We start from the raw sequence: 18006 nt of genomic DNA on the forward strand, positions 1-18006 counted from the left end.
GGACCGGCACGGTGCCCAACAGGTGTGCCGATGACCAGTGAACCCATTGCCAGCTACGGCATGCTCTCTGATTGCCGCTCCGCCGCGCTGGTGAGTGCCGCCGGGTCCGTGGACTGGTTGTGTTTCCCGCGTTTTGACAGTCCCTCGGTCTTCGGCCGGATCCTGGGTGGGGAAGCGGGGTTCTGGTCGATCCGGCCGGTGGGCAAGCACTCCTCGGCCCGGCGCTACCTGGGGCCCACGATGGTGCTCGAAACGGTCCACACCACGGCCGGAGGTGCCGTCACGGTCACCGACGCCCTGGTGCTGGGGGAGGGGAACCGGGGCCACGAGCTTGGTGCCGGCGCCCCCGGAACCCTGCTGCGGCAGGTGGCCTGCCTCGAAGGCGAAGTTGACGTCGAGGTCATCTTCGAGCCCAGGCCGGAATACGGCCTGATCGTTCCTCTTCTCCACGGAACCGAAGATGGGATTCTGGTCAGCGGCGGAGCCGACGTGCTGGCCTTCTCCACGCCGGTTCCCTTCGAAGTTGTCGGGGATGCCGCGCGTGCCAGACTGGTGCTCCGCGCCGGTGACGTTCGCGGGTTCGCCCTGCACCACCGGCACAGTTCGCAGGGGGAACCGTCATTCTGGAGCCAGAAGGACATCGCCCGTCGGCTGGAGGACACGCTGGAGGGCTGGGGCAGCTGGTCACGGATGCACCAGAAGTACGTGGGTCCGTGGCAGGACCTGGTCGCTACCAGCGGCCGGATCCTGCAGGCGCTGACCTTCTATCCGACCGGAGCGATCATCGCCGCCCCGACCACGTCCCTGCCCGAGGTGGCCGGCGGCACCCGGAACTGGGACTACCGGTACACGTGGATCCGGGACGCCAGCATGACGCTGCAGGCACTGTGGGTGGCCGCCTGCCCGGACGAGGCCGGTAAATTCTTCCAGTTCCTCGCAAGGGCGGCCGCCAGCCGGCTGAGCACCGGTGCCGAGCTGCAGATCATGTACGGCATCGGCGGGGAACGGGACCTGTCCGAACGCGAACTGGCCCACCTCCCGGGCTGGCGCGACAGCAGCCCGGTGCGGGTCGGCAACGGCGCCTGGAACCAGCGACAGCTCGACGTCTACGGCGAACTCCTAGACGCCGCCGCCACCCTCCCGGACTATCTCGACGGCATGGAACCCGGCACACGGTTGTTCCTGGCCGACGCAGCCGACGCGGCAGCATCGCGCTGGCAGTCCACGGATCAGGGCATCTGGGAAGTCCGCGGCGCGCCCCGGCACTACCTGCATTCAAAACTGATGTGCTGGGTGGCCGTGGACCGGGCCATCGGCCTGGCCGGCGTCCTGGATGCCGAAGACAGGGTTCCACACTGGACCCAGGCCCGGGCGCAGCTGGCCGACTCGATCCGGACGAACGGCTGGAACGACACCGCCGGGGCCTATACCCAGGCCTACGGCTCCGAGGACCTGGACGCGTCGGCGCTGATGCTCGCCATCGTCGGTTTTGTGCCCGCCGATGATCCCCGCATGCTGGCAACGATCGACGCCATCGAACACCGGCTCACCGACAGCCGGGGTCTGGTGTACCGGTACCAGGCCGACGACGGGCTTACCGGTGAGGAGGGAACGTTCCTGCTGTGCACCTTCTGGCTGGCCCATGCCCTGGCCCTGTCCGGACAGACCCGGCGCGCCCGCACCGTCTTCGAACGGGCCGCGGGATTCGCCACCGATCTGGGCCTGCTGGCCGAAGAAGTCGCCCCGGACAGCAACGAGCTGCTCGGGAACTTCCCGCAGGCCTTCAGCCACATCGGCCTCGTCAACGCCGCCTGGGCCATCCGCACGGCCGAGGACAAGGGCCGGCCGCCCGGCGCCGGCGACGGGGACGCCCCGTGACGGGTCCTTTTCCGGTGCGGCCTGGCTGAGGATGCCGGGACCGTGGCCGTGCACAGACTCTGGCTGGTCTTCGCGGGCGCCGATCCGGAGCGGGTGTCCTGTCCCGTACCCGCGCGCATTGTTCTCCCCTGCCCGCGTCAATCCGTTGCGGCCACCACCGCTGGAAGATCCGTCAAAGCGGTGATAGTGAACTCCGGAGCCTCGAAGTAACCTGGGTAGGCCGCTCCCGTCCGGTTCAGCCATGCCGTGCGCAACCCGGCGCGGGCCGCACCGTGGATGTCCCAGGGGTGGACGGCGACCAGCAGCATCGCCGACATCATGGTTGCGGCAGCCGTGGCGGCATATTCGTACGATGCCCGGGCAGGCTTCCAGACAGGCGCGTCGTCAACCGACAGCAGCACCTCGAACTCGTCACGGATCCCCGCCTCGCTGAACAGCTTTTCGGCGATCTGGGCCGGGCCGTTGCTGAGTGTCATCAGCCGGAACCCGGCGGCGGAGAGTGCGCGGACCCCGGCCGGGACATCCGGATGCAGCCCGAGGCCGGCCAGGCCGGCCATGACATGCTCGACCGCCGCGTCGAGACCACGGTCAGGCTCCACCTCGCTCAGCAGGTGGCGGAGGACGTCGGCTCCGATGGCGGCGAACGATCCGCTATCTCCGCTGGCCGTGAGCGCGAAGCCGTCGCGCAGCAGCGTCGCGAACCACAGCTTCGCCAGTTCAGCCGGCGCTCCGACCTCACTGAAGCGTTCCCCCATGGGGGACATGTCGGAGAGGGTCTCGTTGACGTCAAAAACAATGACTGGCAAGGCGGTGGTCATGGGTTCTCCCGGTGTCGGTGTGCAGATCTCCCGTCCCAGTCTGCCCCCTCCCGCGTGCAGGCACGGGCATCCAGCCTCCCGGACAAGGGAACCGTGTTCGCTTAGAGGACGAGCCTGACGGGCCCGGCGGTCTCCGGGCCGCCGCAGGCCTCGCTGCCACCCACCCGGGTCCAGCGCAGCTCCACTTCGCGCCGGGCCAGGACGTTTCCGTCGGCTGAATACGCCCTGATGGTCGCCGTCGTCGGGGACTGCATCATCAGGCTGACCTGCCACGTCCGGTCGTCGACCCGGGCCACGGTGAAGGGACTGTAGGGCCGCCCGGGAGGAGCCGGCGCAGCGGTGACCGCCAGGGTTGTGGCCGGCGCAGGCACGGCGCCCGGGCTGACTGAGGTCGCAGGATCGCGCACCGGGCCATCCGCGCGGACCGAGCAGACGCTTTCCGCGCAGAACTCCACCAGGCTGACCTGCCCAACGGCGCCATCAAGTGACACCGTGAGGGAGTTGAACCACGCAATGGCAGGGCAGGCGTTCGGGACGGAGCCGGAACAGCCTGTGGTTGCCCCTGCCAGCAGCAGCGCAACAGCCAGCTTGACCGGTCCCGTCTTCACCGTCCGGTGCCCTCGTCCAGGGCCTGGGCGGTGAGCTGCGCCTCCAGCCGCTCGACATCCTCGCGGTGGCAGAGTTCGGTGGCCAGGGTCGTCACCGTGGCGCTTCCGGCGGCGACGGCGGCCCGGAGCGCCTCCTCGAGGGTGCGGCCCTGTGCCATGCGGAGCACAAAGGCGGCCAGGAAACTGTCGCCGGCTCCGACGGTGCTCCGAACCTGCACCTGCGGCACGGCCAGCCGCAGGATCCCGGAATCCGAGGCGAGCACGGCCCCTTCGCCGCCCAGAGTCAGGGCGACATGCTCCGCTGAGCCGTCCGCAACGAGCGCCGCGGCAGCCTCGACCTGGCTTTCATCGCTCTCCAGCGTCGTTCCGAAGTGCAGCCCCAGCTCCCGGCGGCTCGGCTTGACCAGGAACACCCCCTCGGCGAGGGCTTCGGACAGGGCGGGTCCGGAGGCGTCCACGATGCAGCGCGCATCGTGCAGCCGCGCCAGCCGGGCCACCTGGGCGTAGAAATCGTCCGGGACCCCCGGCGGCAGGCTTCCGCTGGCCACGACGTACCCGCCGACGGGAATCGAATCCGCCACGAGCGCCAGGCACAAGCGCCACTCGGGCTCACTCAACTCGGGTCCTTGAAGCACGAAACGGAACTGCTTGCCCGTCGTTGTCTCATCGACGGTGAAGTCCTCGCGGGTGCTCCCTTGGACCGGCACGGCCAGGGTGGGGACACGTTCGGCTTCGATGAGCCGGCGGTACGCCTCACCGGTGGGTCCGCCCGCGGTGTAGACCGCCAGGGTCCGGCCACCGAGGCGCTGCACCACCCGGGACACGTTCACGCCGCCGCCGCCCGGGTCGAGGCGGCTGGTGCCGCAGCGCAGCTTGTGGCCGCTGATGACCTGCTCCGTTGCGGTGCTGACATCCAGGGCGGGGTTTACGGTGAGCGTGAGGATGGGCTGCATCGGCAACGGTCTGGGGGCTTCCATGGCCCAAGCATAGGAGCAGGGGCTTGCTGGTGTCCCCGCCAGGACGTCCCCTTGTGCCGCGGTCGCCCGCTCGGCGAGAATGGGCGCGGCAGGACTGGCGACGCGAAAGTCCGCCGCAACCAGTGGAACGGGAACCATGGCAGATGGCAAGGACGGCGCCGGCAAGTCCGGCTCCGGCAAGGAAAAATCTGGCCGGAAGGGCGCCAAGGGTAAGGTCTCCCGGCGCAAGGAACGGTTGCCCCTGAGCGTTTATGAGGCTGAACTTTTCCGGCTCCAGGCCGAGCTTGTCGCGCTGCAGGAATGGGTCCGCAGCACGGGGGCGCGGGTGCTGGTGATCTTTGAGGGGCGCGATGCCGCCGGGAAGGGCAGTGCGATCAAGCGGCTCACGGAGTACCTGAATCCGCGCGTCGCCCGCATCGTCGCGCTGCCGGCCCCGACGGACCGGCAGCGGGGAGAATGGTATTTCCAGCGCTATGTGCAGCATCTGCCCGCCGCGGGGGAGATCGTCCTGATGGACCGCTCCTGGTACAACCGGGCCGGCGTCGAACACGTGATGGGGTTCTGCACGCCCGCGGAACACAAGCGCTTTATGGCCCAGTGCCCGGTCTTTGAGCGTCTCCTGGTCCAGGACGGCATCCTGCTGTTCAAATACTGGTTTTCGATCAGCCATGCGGAACAGGAACGGCGCTTCAAGTCCCGGCTGGATGATCCGATGCGGCAGTGGAAACTCTCCCCGATGGACCGGGAAGCGATCCTCCGCTGGGAGGACTATTCCCGGGCCAAGGATGACATGTTCATGCAGACAGATACGGCCGAATCGCCCTGGTACGTGGTCGAGGCGGAAGACAAACGACGGGCCCGGATCAACATGATCGCCCATCTGCTCTCCAGCATCGATTACACGGAGGTCCGGACGGAGCAGGTGACTTTGCCGGAACGGCCCAAGGCCGTCAACTACACGCGCCCGCCGCGGGAGTTGTTCCGGTACGTCCCGGATCACGCCTCGATCCTGCAGAAATCCAGCGACGAATAGCCCGGGGAGCGAAAAATCCTCTGCCGGAGCCGTGCCGCCCGCAGTCCGGGGCGGGTAGGGTACCGGCATGGACATCATCCTGGTTCCCGGATTCTGGTTGGACGCCTCCTCGTGGGAGGAGGTGACTCCGCCGCTCGTTGCCGCCGGTCATCAGGTCCACCCGCTGACCCTGCCCGGGCTGGAATCGGCCCACGCACCCCGGGCCGGCATTGGCCTGCGTACCCACATCGATGCCGTCGTGGCCAAGATCGACACGTTCGCTGCCCCGGTCGTCCTGGTGGGCCATTCGGGCGGGGGTGCCATCATTCATGGCGCCGTCGACGCCCGCCCGGACCGGGTGGCCCGGGCCATCTACGTTGACAGCGGCCCGCTCGGCGAGGGCGGCGTCATCAACGACGAGCTTCCGGCGATCGGCGACGACGTGCCGCTCCCGCCCTGGGAGTTGTTCGAGGATGAAGACCTTACCGACCTCAACGACGAGCTGCGGGCCATGTTCAGGGCCCGCGCCGTCCCGCAGCCCAAGGGCGTCGCCCAGGACGAGCAGCGGCTGCACGACGAGGCCCGCTTCGACGTCCCGGCCACCGTCATCGCCTGCGAGTTCCCGTCCGCCATGCTGGTCGAAATGATCGGGGCCGGGCACCCGTACGTCGCCGAGCTCGGTCGCATCCGTGACGTCGACTACGTGGACCTGCCCACCGGGCACTGGCCGCAGTTCACCAAGCCGGCCGAACTCGGGGCGGCGATCCTTGCCGCCGTCGACCGGGAGAGGTGAGCCCGGACCCTAGTGTCCGAAGGGGTCCGGGTCCACGCCCGGCATCCACGTCAGGCCGGGGACGCCCCAGCCGCTCTTCTTCGCCTGTTTCATGGCCTTGCGTGCGTAGCGGTCGATCAGCCGGTTGACGTAGAGCTTGCCGTCCAGGTGGTCGAATTCGTGCTGGATCACCCGGGCGAACCAGCCCGTCGCCTCGAAATCGACCGGGTTGCCGTCCCCGTCGAAGCCTTGCACCCGGGCCCACTCCGCGCGTTTGAGCGGGTATTGCCCGCCGGGGAAGGACAGGCAGCCTTCCTCTTCCTCGTCCGGATCCGGCAGCGCCCCGGAAATCTTCGAGAGGGTCAGCACCGGGTTGACCACCGCGCCGGACGGCGGGGCGCCGTCGTCGTTGTCGTATTTGTAGATGAACAGCCGTTTGCCCACCCCGACCTGGGGCGCAGCGAGACCGACGCCGTTGGCGGCGTCGTTGGTCTCGAACATGTCGGCGATCAGGGCCCGGAGCTCGTCGTCGAAGACTTCAACCTCGGCGGCCCGGCGGTGCAGTACGGGCTCGCCCCAGATCGTGATGGGCAGAACGGTCATGTGAGTAAAGTTCCTCTGGTGCTGTGGTGAGCGGCGGGTCAGTCGGCGATGGTGCGGCCGACGACGTCGCGCATGATTTCGTTGGTGCCGCCGAAGATGGTCAGCAGCCGGGCCGCCAGGAAGGCCTGCGCCACGGGGTATTCCAGAATGTACCCGTAGCCGCCGTGCAGCTGGAGGCAGCGGTCCGTGACGGACTTGGCGCGCTCGGACGCCCACAGCTTGGCGCGGGCGGCGGAGGCGGCGTCGAGCTCTCCGGCGTTGAAGGCCCGGATGGCCTGGTCCACGTAGGTTTCGGTGACCTCGACCTCGGTGAGGATGTCGGCCAGTTCGAAACGGCTGTTCTGGAAGTCGATGATCCGTTCCCCGAAGGCGTTGCGGTCCTTCGTGTAGCGGACGGTCTCCTCGTAGATGGCGCGGACGACGGCGGAGCTTGCCACCGCGATTGCGAGCCGGCCCTGGGGGAGCTGCTCGGCCGCGTACTGCAGGCCTTTGCCCTCCTCGCCAACGAGGTCCGCATGCGGAACCCGGACGTTGTCGAAGAACAGTTCCGCGGTATCCGAGGCCTTGAGGCCCATCTTGTCCAGCTGCTTGCCGGTGTTGTAGCCCTCGCCCTTTTGGACCATGAACAGGGAGAAGGAGTCTGTGTTCCCGCGGCCGGTGCCGCCGTCCGTGCGGGCCAGGACCAGGGAGGCGTCGCCGGAGATGCCGTTGCCGATGAACGTCTTCTGGCCGCTGATCAGCCAGTCGTCACCGTCGCGCACCGCCTTGGTGCGGATGCCGCGGAGGTCCGAACCCGCGCCCGGCTCGGTCCAGGCGATCGAGGTGACCTTCTCACCGGAAACCATGCCGGGAAGCCAGCGGGCCTTGAGGTCCTCTGAGCCGTAGGCCAGCAGGTGGGGGAGGACCATGTCATCGTGCAGGTGGAAGGCCAGGCCCACCGCGAGGTGGTTGCTCCGGGCGAACTCCTCGTCCAGCACGGCGCGGAAGCGGTAGTCGTTCATGCCCATGCCGCCGAAGTCCTCCGGAACGGCCAGGCCCAGCAGGCCCTGCTCGCCGGCCGCAGTCCACAGCCCGCGGGACATCATATGGTCCTGGTCCCACTGGGCGTAGTGCGGTGCCACGGCGCGGGTGTTGAACTCGGCAGCCATCTCACGGAACATCTCGTGGTCTTCTTCAAAAAGCGTGCGCTTCATTGCGGTTCCTTCCGCTGACGGTTCCATGGACAGACAACAAAGGCCGCACCGGATATCCGGTACGGCCTTCGTCTAAGGTCGGACAAACACTGCCGTCCTTTGTGAGGGTGAGCGACGGGGGTTGAACCCGCGACCTCCTGGACCACAACCAGGCGCTCTGCCAACTGAGCTACGCCCACCATGTGCCCTGTCATGCCTTCCGGCGAACCGGCTGGCTGAAAAGGCAACGACAAATAGCTTACCTGCTCTTCGGGGCTGCTTTTGCCACTTTTCGGGTTTTCGCCAAAATTTTCCGCAAACGTGGCGCAGATTACTCCCGGAGGCCCGCTGCGCAGGCAGCCGCTGGATCAACCCGAGGTCAGTCCGGGCGCTACTGCGCCGGGGTCCCGGAGGGAGCCTCGGCCGCTGCCGGTTCGTCCGCCGTTCCCATGACTTTTTTGGCGATCCGCTGCGCCGTGGCACTGTCCGGCCCCGGTGCGGGGACAAAGACGGCCTCGCGGTAGTAGCGAAGCTCGTCGATGGAGTCCTGGATGTCGCCGAGGGCCCGGTGGCCGCCGAGCTTGGCGGGAGACTGGAAGTAGGCCCGCGCGTACCAGCGCCGGGAGAGTTCCTTGATGGTGCTCACGTCGATGACCCGGTAGTGCAGGTGCTCCACGAGTTCCGGCATGTCACGGACCAGGAAGACCCGGTCGGTTCCCACCGAGTTGCCGCCCAGTGGCGCCTTCTTGGGGTCCGGGACCCATTTCTTGATGTAGTCCAGAACGATGGTCTGGGCCTCCGCCATGGTCTTGCCGTGGGGGAGTTCCGCCAGCAGCCCGGAGCGTGTGTGCATGTCGCGGACGAAGTCGTTCATCTGCGCCAGCGCGGCGTCATCGGGCTTGATGACGACGTCGACCCCGTCGCCGAGGATATTAAGCTCCGAGTCCGTCACCAGCGCCGCCACCTCAATGAGGGCGTCATTAATGCTGTCCAGGCCGGTCATTTCGCAGTCGATCCAGACGATGCGTTCATTAGATATAGGCACGCGCCCAGCCTACCGTTTCGTCGCCGCCGGGCGGTCCGATGCTAGGATTTCGGGTACGCGGCCGTCGGATCTTTTTCGTCATCGCGGCGTGCCCCGGGCCGGATAACACGGCTGGCAGAGGGCGGCATAAGAGCCCCACAAGAGATTGGACGATCCTGAGATGACGGTGCCTGTGCCTGTGGCGGGTAAGACGGCTGCCGGCACGTCCCCGGTGGCAACTGCTGCTGAAGTGGACAATGCCCGTTCACCGCTGCTGGCTGGATTCATTGGCTCTCTCCTGATGGCGATCGGTTCGCTCGGTGTGGGTTGGCTCGCGCCGGCTTCCGAGCTCCGCCGCATCCCACTGTTCATCTGGATGCGTACCGAAGCCGTCGGCGTCGCCCTGTGCATTGTGCTGCTGGCCGTTGGCGGGATGCTGCTCGTCCGCGCCTGGCTCAGGCTCGGCCAGCGCGTGCGGGTCTGGGGAGCCGAGGCCCGCAAGGCCACCCTCCAGGCGGTTGTCCTGTGGGGGCTGCCGCTGATGTTCTCCGTGCCGCTGTTCAGCCGCGACGTCTATGCCTACATCGGGCAGGGGCGCCTGATGGTGGAGGGCTTCAACCCCTACGAAAACGGCATCTCCGCGCTGTCGAACTATTTCCAGCTCGGTGCCGACAAGATGTGGACCGAGGCGCCCGTGCCCTACGGACAGCTCTTCCTCTGGATCGAGCAGTTCGTCGTCTGGTCCACGAATGTGCACCCGGAAGCCAGCATCATGCTGTTCCGCCTCGCCGCGCTGGTGGGGATCGTGCTGTGCATCATCTACGTGCCCAGGCTCGCCGAACTGCACGGGGTCAACCCGCACCGCGCCCTGTGGCTGACCGCCGCCAACCCGCTCTTCCTCACCAACTTCATCGCCAGCGTCCACAACGACGCCCTGATGATCGGCCTGGCCCTGGCCGGGCTGTACTACTGCGCCACCCGGCGGGTCATCCTCGGCCTGGTCCTGGTGACACTGTCCATCTCGGTCAAACCCATCACGATCGTCTTCCTGCCCTTCATCGGCCTGCTGTGGGCAGGAAAGAACGCCAGCTGGCCGCGGAAGTTCGTTTTCTGGGGGCTCACCGCCGGGATCAGCCTGGCCCTGCTCTACGCCATGAGCATGGTCAACGGTTTCGGCTTCGGCTGGATCAACGGCCTCTCCGCCCCGGGCAGCATCTGGATCTGGTACGCCCCGGTGGGGCTGCTGGGCCTGGTGGTCGCTTCCATCTTCAACGCTTTCGGACTCGACGGCTGGGGGCTGGCGAAATGGGTGTACGACGCCGGCAAGCTGCTGGCACTCGGCATTATCGCGTGGCAGATCTTCCGCGGCGACTACGACCGGCTGATCCGCCGCCTCACGCTGGCGTTCGCCGCCGTCGTGGTCCTGGCCCCGATGATCCAGTCCTGGTACGTCGTCTGGCTGATCCCACTCTTCGCCGTCACCGGCATCCGGGACGACTGGCAGGTCAAGGCCCTGTACTTCATCGTGTCGTTCTTCATGGTGTACGCGATCTCGGACCAGCTGGAAGTGTTCCCCTACCTGCAGACCGCCGATCTCGGCCTGGCACTGGCGCTGGCCCGCAACGCCGCCGCGATCATTGCCCTGCTCTTCGCCCTCTACCTGATCTTCCTCGACCCCAAGACCAAGCTGCTCTTCAGCAAGTCCGAGGAACCCGTCACCACCCGCCCGGTTATCTGAGCTTCCGCAGGGCTTCCCGGCGGGAGAGCGAACTCAGTGCCTCGCCGTGCCGCTGCGCGAAGTTCCGGACCCAGTCCGGATCCGTGGCGGCGTAGTCACGCAAAGCCCAGCCGATCGCCTTCCTGATAAAGAACTCGCTGTCGGCAAGGTTGGGTTCGATGACGGCTGCGAGCAGGGCAGGGTCCGTCGCGGATTTGGCGCCCAGCTGGGCGGTGATGGCGGCCCTCCGGATCCAGAAATCCGCGTCGGTGCTCCAGCGGCGGAGCACGGTGGACATGTCCTCGCGGTGTGTCTGCAGCAGCCCGCAGAGCCGGTGCGAGAGCCCGTCCACCAGGTCCCACCAGGCGCCGCTGCGGATAATCTCCTCGTACAGCGGCAGCATGCCCAGCTCACCGCGTGCCAGATTCAGGCCCGTGAGGTCGATGGCCGCGTAGCGTTCCTCCCGCCAGCTTGCGCCGCGCCACAGCTCCAGCACGGTGGACTGCAGGTCGTTGAGGGAACCGGGAGGCAACTCTCTGGCGGCGGCCTTGACGATCCGCCGGACCTGGGGAACCCGGACGCCCAGCGAGGGCATCACGGACTTCAGGTAGGCCTGCGCCCCCGCGGCCCGGGCCGGATCGGCGGCAGCCTGCAACCCGGACCGGATCGCGGATATCAGTTCAGCGTTGGCCATGGGGCAACTTTAGCCACGCGCCGGCTGGCCCTAGAGTTGAAGGCATGTCGATGATCAAGAGTCCCGCCGAGATTGCCCTGATGCGCGAAGCCGGCAGGGTGGTGGCAACCACGCTGGAACGCGTCCGGGAGGCCGCCGCCGTCGACGTGTCCCTGAAGGAACTGGACGAGCTGGCCGCGGCGACGATTGCCGCCGCCGGAGCGACGCCGGCCTTCCTGAACTACAAGCCGCGGTGGGCTTCGGTGCCATTTCCCGGGGTGATCTGCACGTCCGTCAATGATGCCGTGGTGCACGGCATTCCCAATGACTACCGGCTCCAGGACGGCGACCTGCTCAGCGTGGACTGCGGCGCGTTCCTCGAAGGCTGGTGCGGGGACGCAGCGATCAGCTTCATCGTGGGGACGGCCGACCCGGTGGACCAGGCCCTGATCGACGCCACCGACGCCGCGCTGGCCCGCGGCATCGAGGCTGCCCGGATCGGGAACAAGATGGGGGACCTGGGCTACGCGATCGGCGGTGCATCACGCCGCGCCGGTTACGGGCTGTTGGCGGACCACGGCGGCCACGGGATCGGCAAAACCATGCACGCCGAACCACACGTCCCCAACGACGGCCGGCCCGGCCGCGGCATCAAGCTGACGGAGGGGCTGGTCATCGCGATCGAGCCGATGCTGATCCTGGGCGGCAAGGACGACTACGTCCACGACGACGACGAATGGACCCTCCGCTCGGCCAACGGCCGCCGCGCGGCCCACAGTGAGCACACCGTGGCCATCACGAAGGACGGGCCGGTCATCCTGACCCTGCCGTAGGGGCCAGTGGCGGCGCCCGGCCGACATGTGGTTGAGGGACGGCACTAGGACCGACTGCACTAGCCGGACGGGTCCGTACCGCCGTTGCGGGGCGCCGTCAGGCGGACGACGGGACGGCCGGGCACCGCATCGCTGACCACGTCGAAGCCGGCCGCCAGGAAAAGACCCAGGGTGCCGTGATACAGGTCGGCCGGGCCGGCCTTGGGCCGTTGCGCGGGATCGACCGGATAGCCCTCCACCACCGTTGCGCCGTGGACGAAGGCATGCTCGACGGCGGCCGCGAGCAGCGCCCGGGCCACGCCGGTGCGGCGCTGGCCGGGGGAGACCACAAAACAACTCACGGACCATACCTGGTCCCCGCCAGGATCCCGGACCGCCTCAGGAGCCGCGGCCGACAGAACTTTTGAGCGCAGGATCCTGGGATAGCAGCCGCGGGGCTCGACGGCGCACCAGCCCACCGGATACCCGCCGCGGAAGGCCAGCACCCCCGGCGCCGGGTCACCGACGTCGAACCTGGCCCGCAACTGGGCCTTCCGCTGCTCCGGGGACGACACCGCCCATTCCGTTCCGGTCAGGGCGAAGAACCGGCACCAGCAGCGCGATGGCTCGCCGCGGACGCCGAAGAGGCGCTCGACGTCGGGCCAGTCCGCCGCGGCAGTCCTCAGGGCTGCCTGCGCCCGGGGTTCTGATTCGACCATGGAAAGAGATCAGCGCCCGCCGGCTTCAGCGCTTACGGGTTCCGTTTCCGGCCGACTGGCTGACGCGCTGACGATGAGCAGCGAGCCGCAGCTGAATGATGCGGGCGGCCCCGGCGATGGCGACGAGCACCCCGCCCCCGACGGCCGCGATGAACAGTGCGATGCCCAGGGGCACGGACCCTTCGAGGCCAAAGAATTTCACCAGCACGTAATCCTGGTTCTGCAGGATGAAGGCGATGAGCAGGATCAGCACCACCAGTCCGCCGGCAACCGCTGCCCAGACCATACCGGCACGGGTCACCTGGCGCGGTTCCGCGGCAGGCGCCGTCGTTTCCGGCGCGTCGGTACGGGGAGTTTCCTCGCCCGGTGCCGGCGTTGCGGACGCCGGAGCCCTGGAAACCATATCGGTGCTGCCTGCCGGGACTGCGTTCTGGTAGTCCCCCTCGGCGGACCCGGACGGGACGTCGGCCGCTCCCGGGTACTGGCCTGCCGTCCCCGGGTGCCGGGTGGGCGACGCTTCGTTGGGATCCTGGGGATCAAATCCGCGGGGTGTCTGGGTCATGGCGGCCGTACCTTTCAGTTGCGGGCAGGGCGCGCAGGCTGCCCCTGGTGTCCTGCCTGTCCACTCCATACTAAGTCTGCTGATGGCTGACCGGTGGTGACGCGCGCGGAGGGCGCGCTGCAGCAGCCTTGATGATCAGGGAAACGTTGAGTTCGGCGGCATCCATGCCCTTCGCGGGTCAGGCTTCGAGCGCCTATGCCCGTTGTGGGCGCGGCTCCGGCCTGCGGAAAAATCCGGCAGGCCAGAGCCGCGCTCTGGTGCCCCAGGAGGGAATCGAACCCCCGACCGGCGGATTAGAAGGCCGCTGCTCTATCCCCTGAGCTACTGGGGCATACCGGCGTACCTGCCCGGCTGCTGCCGGGGGGACGCCTCAAAAAGCTTACCGTGCCCTGCGGCTGTCCGTTGTCAGGAACGCCCGGCAACTCGGCAGCCACAGTCCCGGGCAGCATCTTGATCTCCAATGGCCTGCCCGGGTCCGGGTTATCCACATGGCCGGTCGTGCCTCTCGCGGCGGGCCGCGCCCGGCGGGAAGCTGGAGGAGCCTGCTAGGGCACGACATTTCGAGACAGGACATGAGAATGAGTGACAACATCACGGTCCGTGGCTTCGTCGCCACGGAGCCCAAGAGTTCGACGACGCCTGGCGGTGTGGCGACGGCGACCTTCCGGCTCGGTTCCACCGAACGGCGCTTCGACCGCGCCACGAATGCCTGGATTGACGGGAACACGAACTGGTTGACAGTTCCAAGTTGCGCTACTAAGTCTGCTGAAGGCTTTCTTCGTGCGCACGCACTCGTTCAAGAAATTCTTCACGACTTGGGGCGTCCTCGTTGATGAAATTCGTCCAGTGCTGAGCATCCCTTCGCGGTAGCTGGAGGCTGATCCGCATGGCTTCAGCGAGGTCCCTTGTTCGCTGCTCCATATTGTGGACATGGAGGCGCAATGCCCTTTCGAAGTCGTCATCTCGGCGCAATGACACCGCCTGCGTGAAGTGCCCCTTGGCAAAGCCCCGGAAATCGCTAATCTGCTGCTCCAACCTGTAGCAAGCTTCCACAACCTTCTTTGGGGCTATGAGTCGAAGCTGAAGTGAAGCGGCGTCGGCCTCTTTTGTCATAGTGCCCGATACGTCGGACCATGAATCTACAGCCCAAGGACGAGTCTCAGTCATGTACGTCTCGTAGGACCTTAAGCGTTCATTCCGTAGCCACTGGCGGTGTTCTCTCTTGTTTGCTATCCAAGCGCCAGCTACCGCGAATAGTCCAGCGACCAGCGCACCTCCGGCGGCGCCAGCCACCAAAGTCAATGCAAACTTCAAATTTTCGTCCATGGTCCAAAGTTACACAGCGGAGCCTTGCGTAGTCCGCAGGGCGTTGAAGCGAATGAACCACTGACGGTGGAGAGTTCGGGAGCGTGCCGGTCTAGCGGTCAACCGAGCGGTGGAGTTGACTCAAAGTGGTCTAAATGCAGTTCGGGTCCAACAAAACATCCAACGGCACATTCAGCAGAAGGCGTCATCCTGGCTTGCATAGGAACCTTGAAGTGAAAGCATGTCCGCTGGCAGCACGCTGTTACGAGGATCAATGTTTCGAAACACCCTCGTGGATCCTGACGGCCGACAACGCCGTCGCCATCGTAATCAGGGCCAACAGAAGGCCAGGGGCTTATTTAATGAGTCTCCGTCCGCTTCAATTGGAACAATCGATACGAATCCGGGGGAATATTAAGCATGTTTGAACGATTTACAGGCCATGCCCGTCGTGTAATTGTGCTCGCCCAGGAAGAGGCTCGCATCCTTCACCACAATCGGATCGGTACCGAGCACATCCTGTTGGGTCTGGTGCGTGAGGTTGACGGTGTTGCCGCCAAAGCTTTGGAGTCCTTGAGCGTTTCGCTCGAGGACGTACGTAAGCACGTGCTGGAACTTGTGAGTCAAGACCAGGAGGAGGCCCCTTCCGGACATATCCCTTTCACGCCGCGCGCCAAGAAGGTTCTGGAGCTCTCGCTCCAGGAGGCGCTACAGCTCGGTCACAATCACCTTGGCACGGAGCACATCCTGCTGGGCCTCATGCGTGAGGGTGAGGGCGTCGCTGCACACGTCCTAGTCCTACTTGGAGCCGAACTCGACGGCGTCCGCAAGGAAGTTCTTCGGCAGGGCAACCTCACGCATCCGGGAACGAGCCAAGGCGAGGAGGGCGGCTCGGTGATCTTAGACCAGTTCGGCGAAAACCTCACCCAGGCCGCTCGACGCGGCATGCTTGACCCCGTGATCGGGCGAGATAGGGAGGTCGGAGAGGTCATGCAGGTTCTTTCACGGCGCACCAAGAGCAACCCAGTGCTCATTGGAGAGCCTGGTATCGGCAAGGGCGCCATCATTGAAGGCCTCGCTGCGGCCCTAGTCCGGGGCGATGTCCCTGCGTCCATCAAGGGCAAAGAGGTCTACAAGCTGGATGTCGACAGGTTGACGAGCTCTGGTGATGGCCTTGCAGAAAACTTGAAAAAAGTCCTCTCAGAGGTCGAAATCCGCGGTGATATTATTCTCTTCATCGACGAAATACATTCCCTCTTAGGTGAAACTTCTCAATTCATTCCAATAGATGTCGCCGCAAGGTTAATACCGATATTGGCAAAAAGCCATTTGAAAATTATCGGTACGTCAACACTGGATGATTATCGAAGGCACATCGAGAGGAATTCAGCACTCCACCAACTGCTAGCCCAGGTCACGGTGAACGAGCTTTCGATTCCCGCCGCAATCCAATCTCTCAGACCGGTGAGGGACAGACTCGAAGCGCATTACAGGTTGGCAATCACCGACGGTGCTCTCGCCGCTGCTGCCTTGCTAGCTCACCGCTATTTTCGAAATCAGGTACTTCCTGAGAGTGCCATCGCTTTGCTCGATGAGGCTGGCGCCCGCATAAACATACTCCGAATGACGCCACCACCGGATATAAGGGACTTGGATGAGAGTATCGCTGTGGTCAGGATGGAGAAGGAGTCCGCGATTGATGCGCAAGATTTTGATCGGGCTTCGACGTTGCGCGATCACGAGCAGAGACTTATTGCTGAGCGGGCCGAAAAAGAGCGCGCCTGGAAGATTAGTGACTCATACGACTTATTTGAATTAGACGAGAACTCAATTGTCGAGGTCGTAGCTCGCGACTCCGGCGTCCCAATTAATCAGGTCATGGACACGCTCAGCCCGAGACGTAAAGAGCCCGCTCTGGTTCAGGCGGGTGCGACCGGAACTTACGTCTTGCTTGGTGACCAACCGGTCAAGGATGCTAGCGAGGACCTGCTCGGTGCGACAATAAGTGCCAAAACGATAGCCGCGATCATCAGCGACTCTCGAGCTTCTTCCCCCTTCGTCATGGCAATCGACGGCGGGTGGGGAATGGGAAAGAGCACATTGCTTCAGCAGATATCGTCCTGCCTGTCTGACGTGGACGGCATAAAAATTGTGCATTTCAACGCATGGACGTCACAGGGGGAAAGGGCATTGGAAGGGCTGATCAAGTCGGTTCTTAGCAGTCTGGACAGCAACTCCCTCCGGCGTGGTCTAAAGAGAGTAACTGAGCAGCGGAATACGCTGTTGATTACCCGAATATTTGTCGGAGCGCTCGCCAGATTTGTTGGGGCAGCCCGGCTTGTCGATGATATCTGGAATCGATTAGAGGTCGATGCAAAGGGCCGGAATGAACTTCGTTCAGCCATCTTCGATGTGCTTTCGGCTTGGACAAGAAAAGGTGAGGAAGGCACTTCTGGAAAGTCCCTCATCGTATTCATCGATGATCTTGATCGTTGCTCCGACCAAGTTATTGTTCAGATTTGTGAAGCCGTCAAACTGTATCTGGACGCACCAGGACTAATTTTTGTGATTGGGTGTGACTACGCCGTGCTCAGGCGTGGAGTATCTGCTTCGGATCGCGGCAACGAAGCGAGGATTTACCTCGAGAAGATCATTCAGGTTGTCCACCGACTCCGGCCCTCCAATGAAGACCAACTAAGAAGCCTGATCAGAGGCTATGCTCTCCGTTCAGGGACAGCCGCTGTTGTTGACCAAACCGCCGAAGAAATACTCTCCAAGCGTGCGGGGCGGAACCCAAGGCGCATTAAGAGGATTATTAATAGCTTTGTTCTTGAAAGCCGTCTGAATCCGGCTTGGAGCTCTCCGGAGTTGGGGAACGACCAATTGATCAAGGCCGTCATAATTCACCATTTGTACCCTTCGTTCTATGAAGAACTCATCAGCGAACAGTCCGGAAAGGATCCCATAGGGGACTTCCTGGACTACGCAGAGGTGAAAGGGCGCGCAGCAGATCCTCCGCCCACGAACGACGCGTGGTGGTCAACAAACAGCAAGTTGTTCCGCCGGCACGATATCTCGCCGCCGCCCCGATCAACCACTGATCTCGAGGGATTTTCTTCGGCTTTAGCCAACCTCGAAGCTGGTCTTCCGAGCGACTATCCGCTTCTTGCACGGGACCTGGCGTTTATTACCCTCCTGCGAGGAGTAGGTGATGATCAAGCCAGGGCAGCTCTTACAGGCCTTCTCAGGAATGAACCACTTCAAACTGAATCGTTCTCGGATGTAGGGGACGCCCCCCAGACATGAGTCACTTAGCGAAGCGCGTGGTCGTCTTCCGATACGGCCTAAGTCTCC

16 protein-coding genes, 2 tRNA genes and 1 pseudogene are annotated in these 18006 nt (G+C 64.9%); 7 read left to right on the plus strand and 12 right to left on the minus strand.

Annotated elements, in window-relative coordinates; translation table 11 throughout:
• The first annotated feature begins 30 nt into the window (after positions 1-30).
• Complete coding sequence (locus ABIB29_RS19100) at positions 31-1878, plus strand: glycoside hydrolase family 15 protein (RefSeq protein ID WP_354174508.1); 1848 nt, start codon at positions 31-33, stop codon at positions 1876-1878.
• A gap of 137 nt (positions 1879-2015) precedes the next feature.
• On the opposite strand, the gene ABIB29_RS19105 is transcribed toward ABIB29_RS19100, so the two are convergent.
• The 3 genes from ABIB29_RS19105 to ABIB29_RS19115 form a co-directional block, all read right to left on the minus strand.
• Entirely contained in the window at positions 2016-2696 is a 681-nt protein-coding gene (locus tag ABIB29_RS19105) for a haloacid dehalogenase type II (RefSeq protein WP_354174510.1), read from the minus strand.
• 101 nt (positions 2697-2797) lie between these two features.
• Entirely contained in the window at positions 2798-3304 is a 507-nt protein-coding gene (locus ABIB29_RS19110) for a hypothetical protein (protein WP_354174511.1), read from the minus strand.
• Positions 3301-4281, minus strand: a complete 981-nt coding sequence (locus ABIB29_RS19115; RefSeq protein WP_354174513.1) for a 1-phosphofructokinase family hexose kinase — start codon at positions 4279-4281, stop codon at positions 3301-3303. Before ABIB29_RS19115 ends, ABIB29_RS19110 begins: the two co-directional genes overlap by 4 nt.
• A gap of 136 nt (positions 4282-4417) precedes the next feature.
• Here ABIB29_RS19115 and ppk2 point away from each other — a divergent pair, with 136 nt between their 5' ends.
• Complete coding sequence (gene ppk2, locus ABIB29_RS19120; protein ID WP_354174515.1) at positions 4418-5314, plus strand: polyphosphate kinase 2; 897 nt, start codon at positions 4418-4420, stop codon at positions 5312-5314.
• Positions 5315-5381: 67 nt separating this feature from the next.
• On the plus strand, positions 5382-6086 hold the full coding sequence (locus tag ABIB29_RS19125) for an alpha/beta fold hydrolase (RefSeq protein WP_354174517.1): 705 nt from the start codon (positions 5382-5384) through the stop codon (positions 6084-6086).
• Between the two features lie 9 nt (positions 6087-6095).
• On the opposite strand, the gene def is transcribed toward ABIB29_RS19125, so the two are convergent.
• From def to orn, 4 genes are all read right to left on the minus strand, one after another.
• Positions 6096-6668 carry a peptide deformylase gene (gene def / locus ABIB29_RS19130; protein ID WP_354174520.1) on the minus strand — a complete coding sequence of 191 codons (573 nt, stop codon included), beginning with the start codon at positions 6666-6668 and terminating at the stop codon, positions 6096-6098.
• Positions 6669-6706: 38 nt separating this feature from the next.
• Positions 6707-7861, minus strand: a complete 1155-nt coding sequence (locus ABIB29_RS19135; RefSeq protein ID WP_354174522.1) for an acyl-CoA dehydrogenase family protein — start codon at positions 7859-7861, stop codon at positions 6707-6709.
• Positions 7862-7967: 106 nt separating this feature from the next.
• A tRNA-His gene (locus tag ABIB29_RS19140) sits at positions 7968-8040 on the minus strand.
• A gap of 191 nt (positions 8041-8231) precedes the next feature.
• Positions 8232-8885 (minus strand): oligoribonuclease, encoded by a 654-nt coding sequence (orn, locus tag ABIB29_RS19145; protein WP_354174524.1) that lies wholly within the window; start codon positions 8883-8885, stop codon positions 8232-8234.
• Between the two features lie 160 nt (positions 8886-9045).
• On the opposite strand from orn, the gene mptB reads away from it, so the two are divergent.
• Positions 9046-10602 carry a polyprenol phosphomannose-dependent alpha 1,6 mannosyltransferase MptB gene (gene mptB, locus ABIB29_RS19150; RefSeq protein WP_354174525.1) on the plus strand — a complete coding sequence of 519 codons (1557 nt, stop codon included), beginning with the start codon at positions 9046-9048 and terminating at the stop codon, positions 10600-10602.
• Here the strand turns inward: mptB and ABIB29_RS19155 are convergent.
• Positions 10595-11275, minus strand: a complete 681-nt coding sequence (locus ABIB29_RS19155; protein ID WP_354174527.1) for a DNA alkylation repair protein — start codon at positions 11273-11275, stop codon at positions 10595-10597. The genes mptB and ABIB29_RS19155 overlap by 8 nt on opposite strands.
• 44 nt (positions 11276-11319) lie before the next feature.
• Here ABIB29_RS19155 and map point away from each other — a divergent pair, with 44 nt between their 5' ends.
• Entirely contained in the window at positions 11320-12087 is a 768-nt protein-coding gene (gene map, locus ABIB29_RS19160; RefSeq protein WP_354174529.1) for a type I methionyl aminopeptidase, read from the plus strand.
• Positions 12088-12146: 59 nt separating this feature from the next.
• Here map and ABIB29_RS19165 read toward each other — a convergent pair whose 3' ends face one another.
• The 3 genes from ABIB29_RS19165 to ABIB29_RS19175 form a co-directional block, all read right to left on the minus strand.
• The gene (locus ABIB29_RS19165) at positions 12147-12785 is read right to left on the minus strand and encodes a GNAT family N-acetyltransferase (RefSeq protein WP_354174530.1); all 639 of its coding nucleotides are present in this window, start codon (positions 12783-12785) and stop codon (positions 12147-12149) included.
• A gap of 25 nt (positions 12786-12810) precedes the next feature.
• Positions 12811-13347: a LapA family protein gene (locus ABIB29_RS19170; protein ID WP_354174531.1), complete on the minus strand. Its 537-nt coding sequence runs from the start codon at positions 13345-13347 to the stop codon at positions 12811-12813.
• Positions 13348-13602: 255 nt separating this feature from the next.
• Positions 13603-13678 (minus strand) — tRNA-Arg (locus ABIB29_RS19175).
• Between the two features lie 247 nt (positions 13679-13925).
• Between ABIB29_RS19175 and ABIB29_RS19180 the strand changes: the two are divergent.
• Positions 13926-14090: pseudogene (locus ABIB29_RS19180) on the plus strand (single-stranded DNA-binding protein); the annotation flags it as partial.
• 13 nt (positions 14091-14103) lie between these two features.
• Here ABIB29_RS19180 and ABIB29_RS19185 read toward each other — a convergent pair.
• Positions 14104-14673, minus strand: a complete 570-nt coding sequence (locus ABIB29_RS19185; RefSeq protein WP_354174545.1) for a hypothetical protein — start codon at positions 14671-14673, stop codon at positions 14104-14106.
• 399 nt (positions 14674-15072) lie between these two features.
• Between ABIB29_RS19185 and ABIB29_RS19190 the strand changes: the two genes are divergently transcribed.
• The gene (locus tag ABIB29_RS19190) at positions 15073-17958 is read left to right on the plus strand and encodes a P-loop NTPase fold protein (protein ID WP_354174532.1); all 2886 of its coding nucleotides are present in this window, start codon (positions 15073-15075) and stop codon (positions 17956-17958) included.
• Positions 17959-18006 lie beyond the last annotated feature (48 nt).

It is taken from the genome of Arthrobacter sp. UYEF36, assembly GCF_040547025.1.
GTDB lineage: Bacteria > Actinomycetota > Actinomycetes > Actinomycetales > Micrococcaceae > Arthrobacter.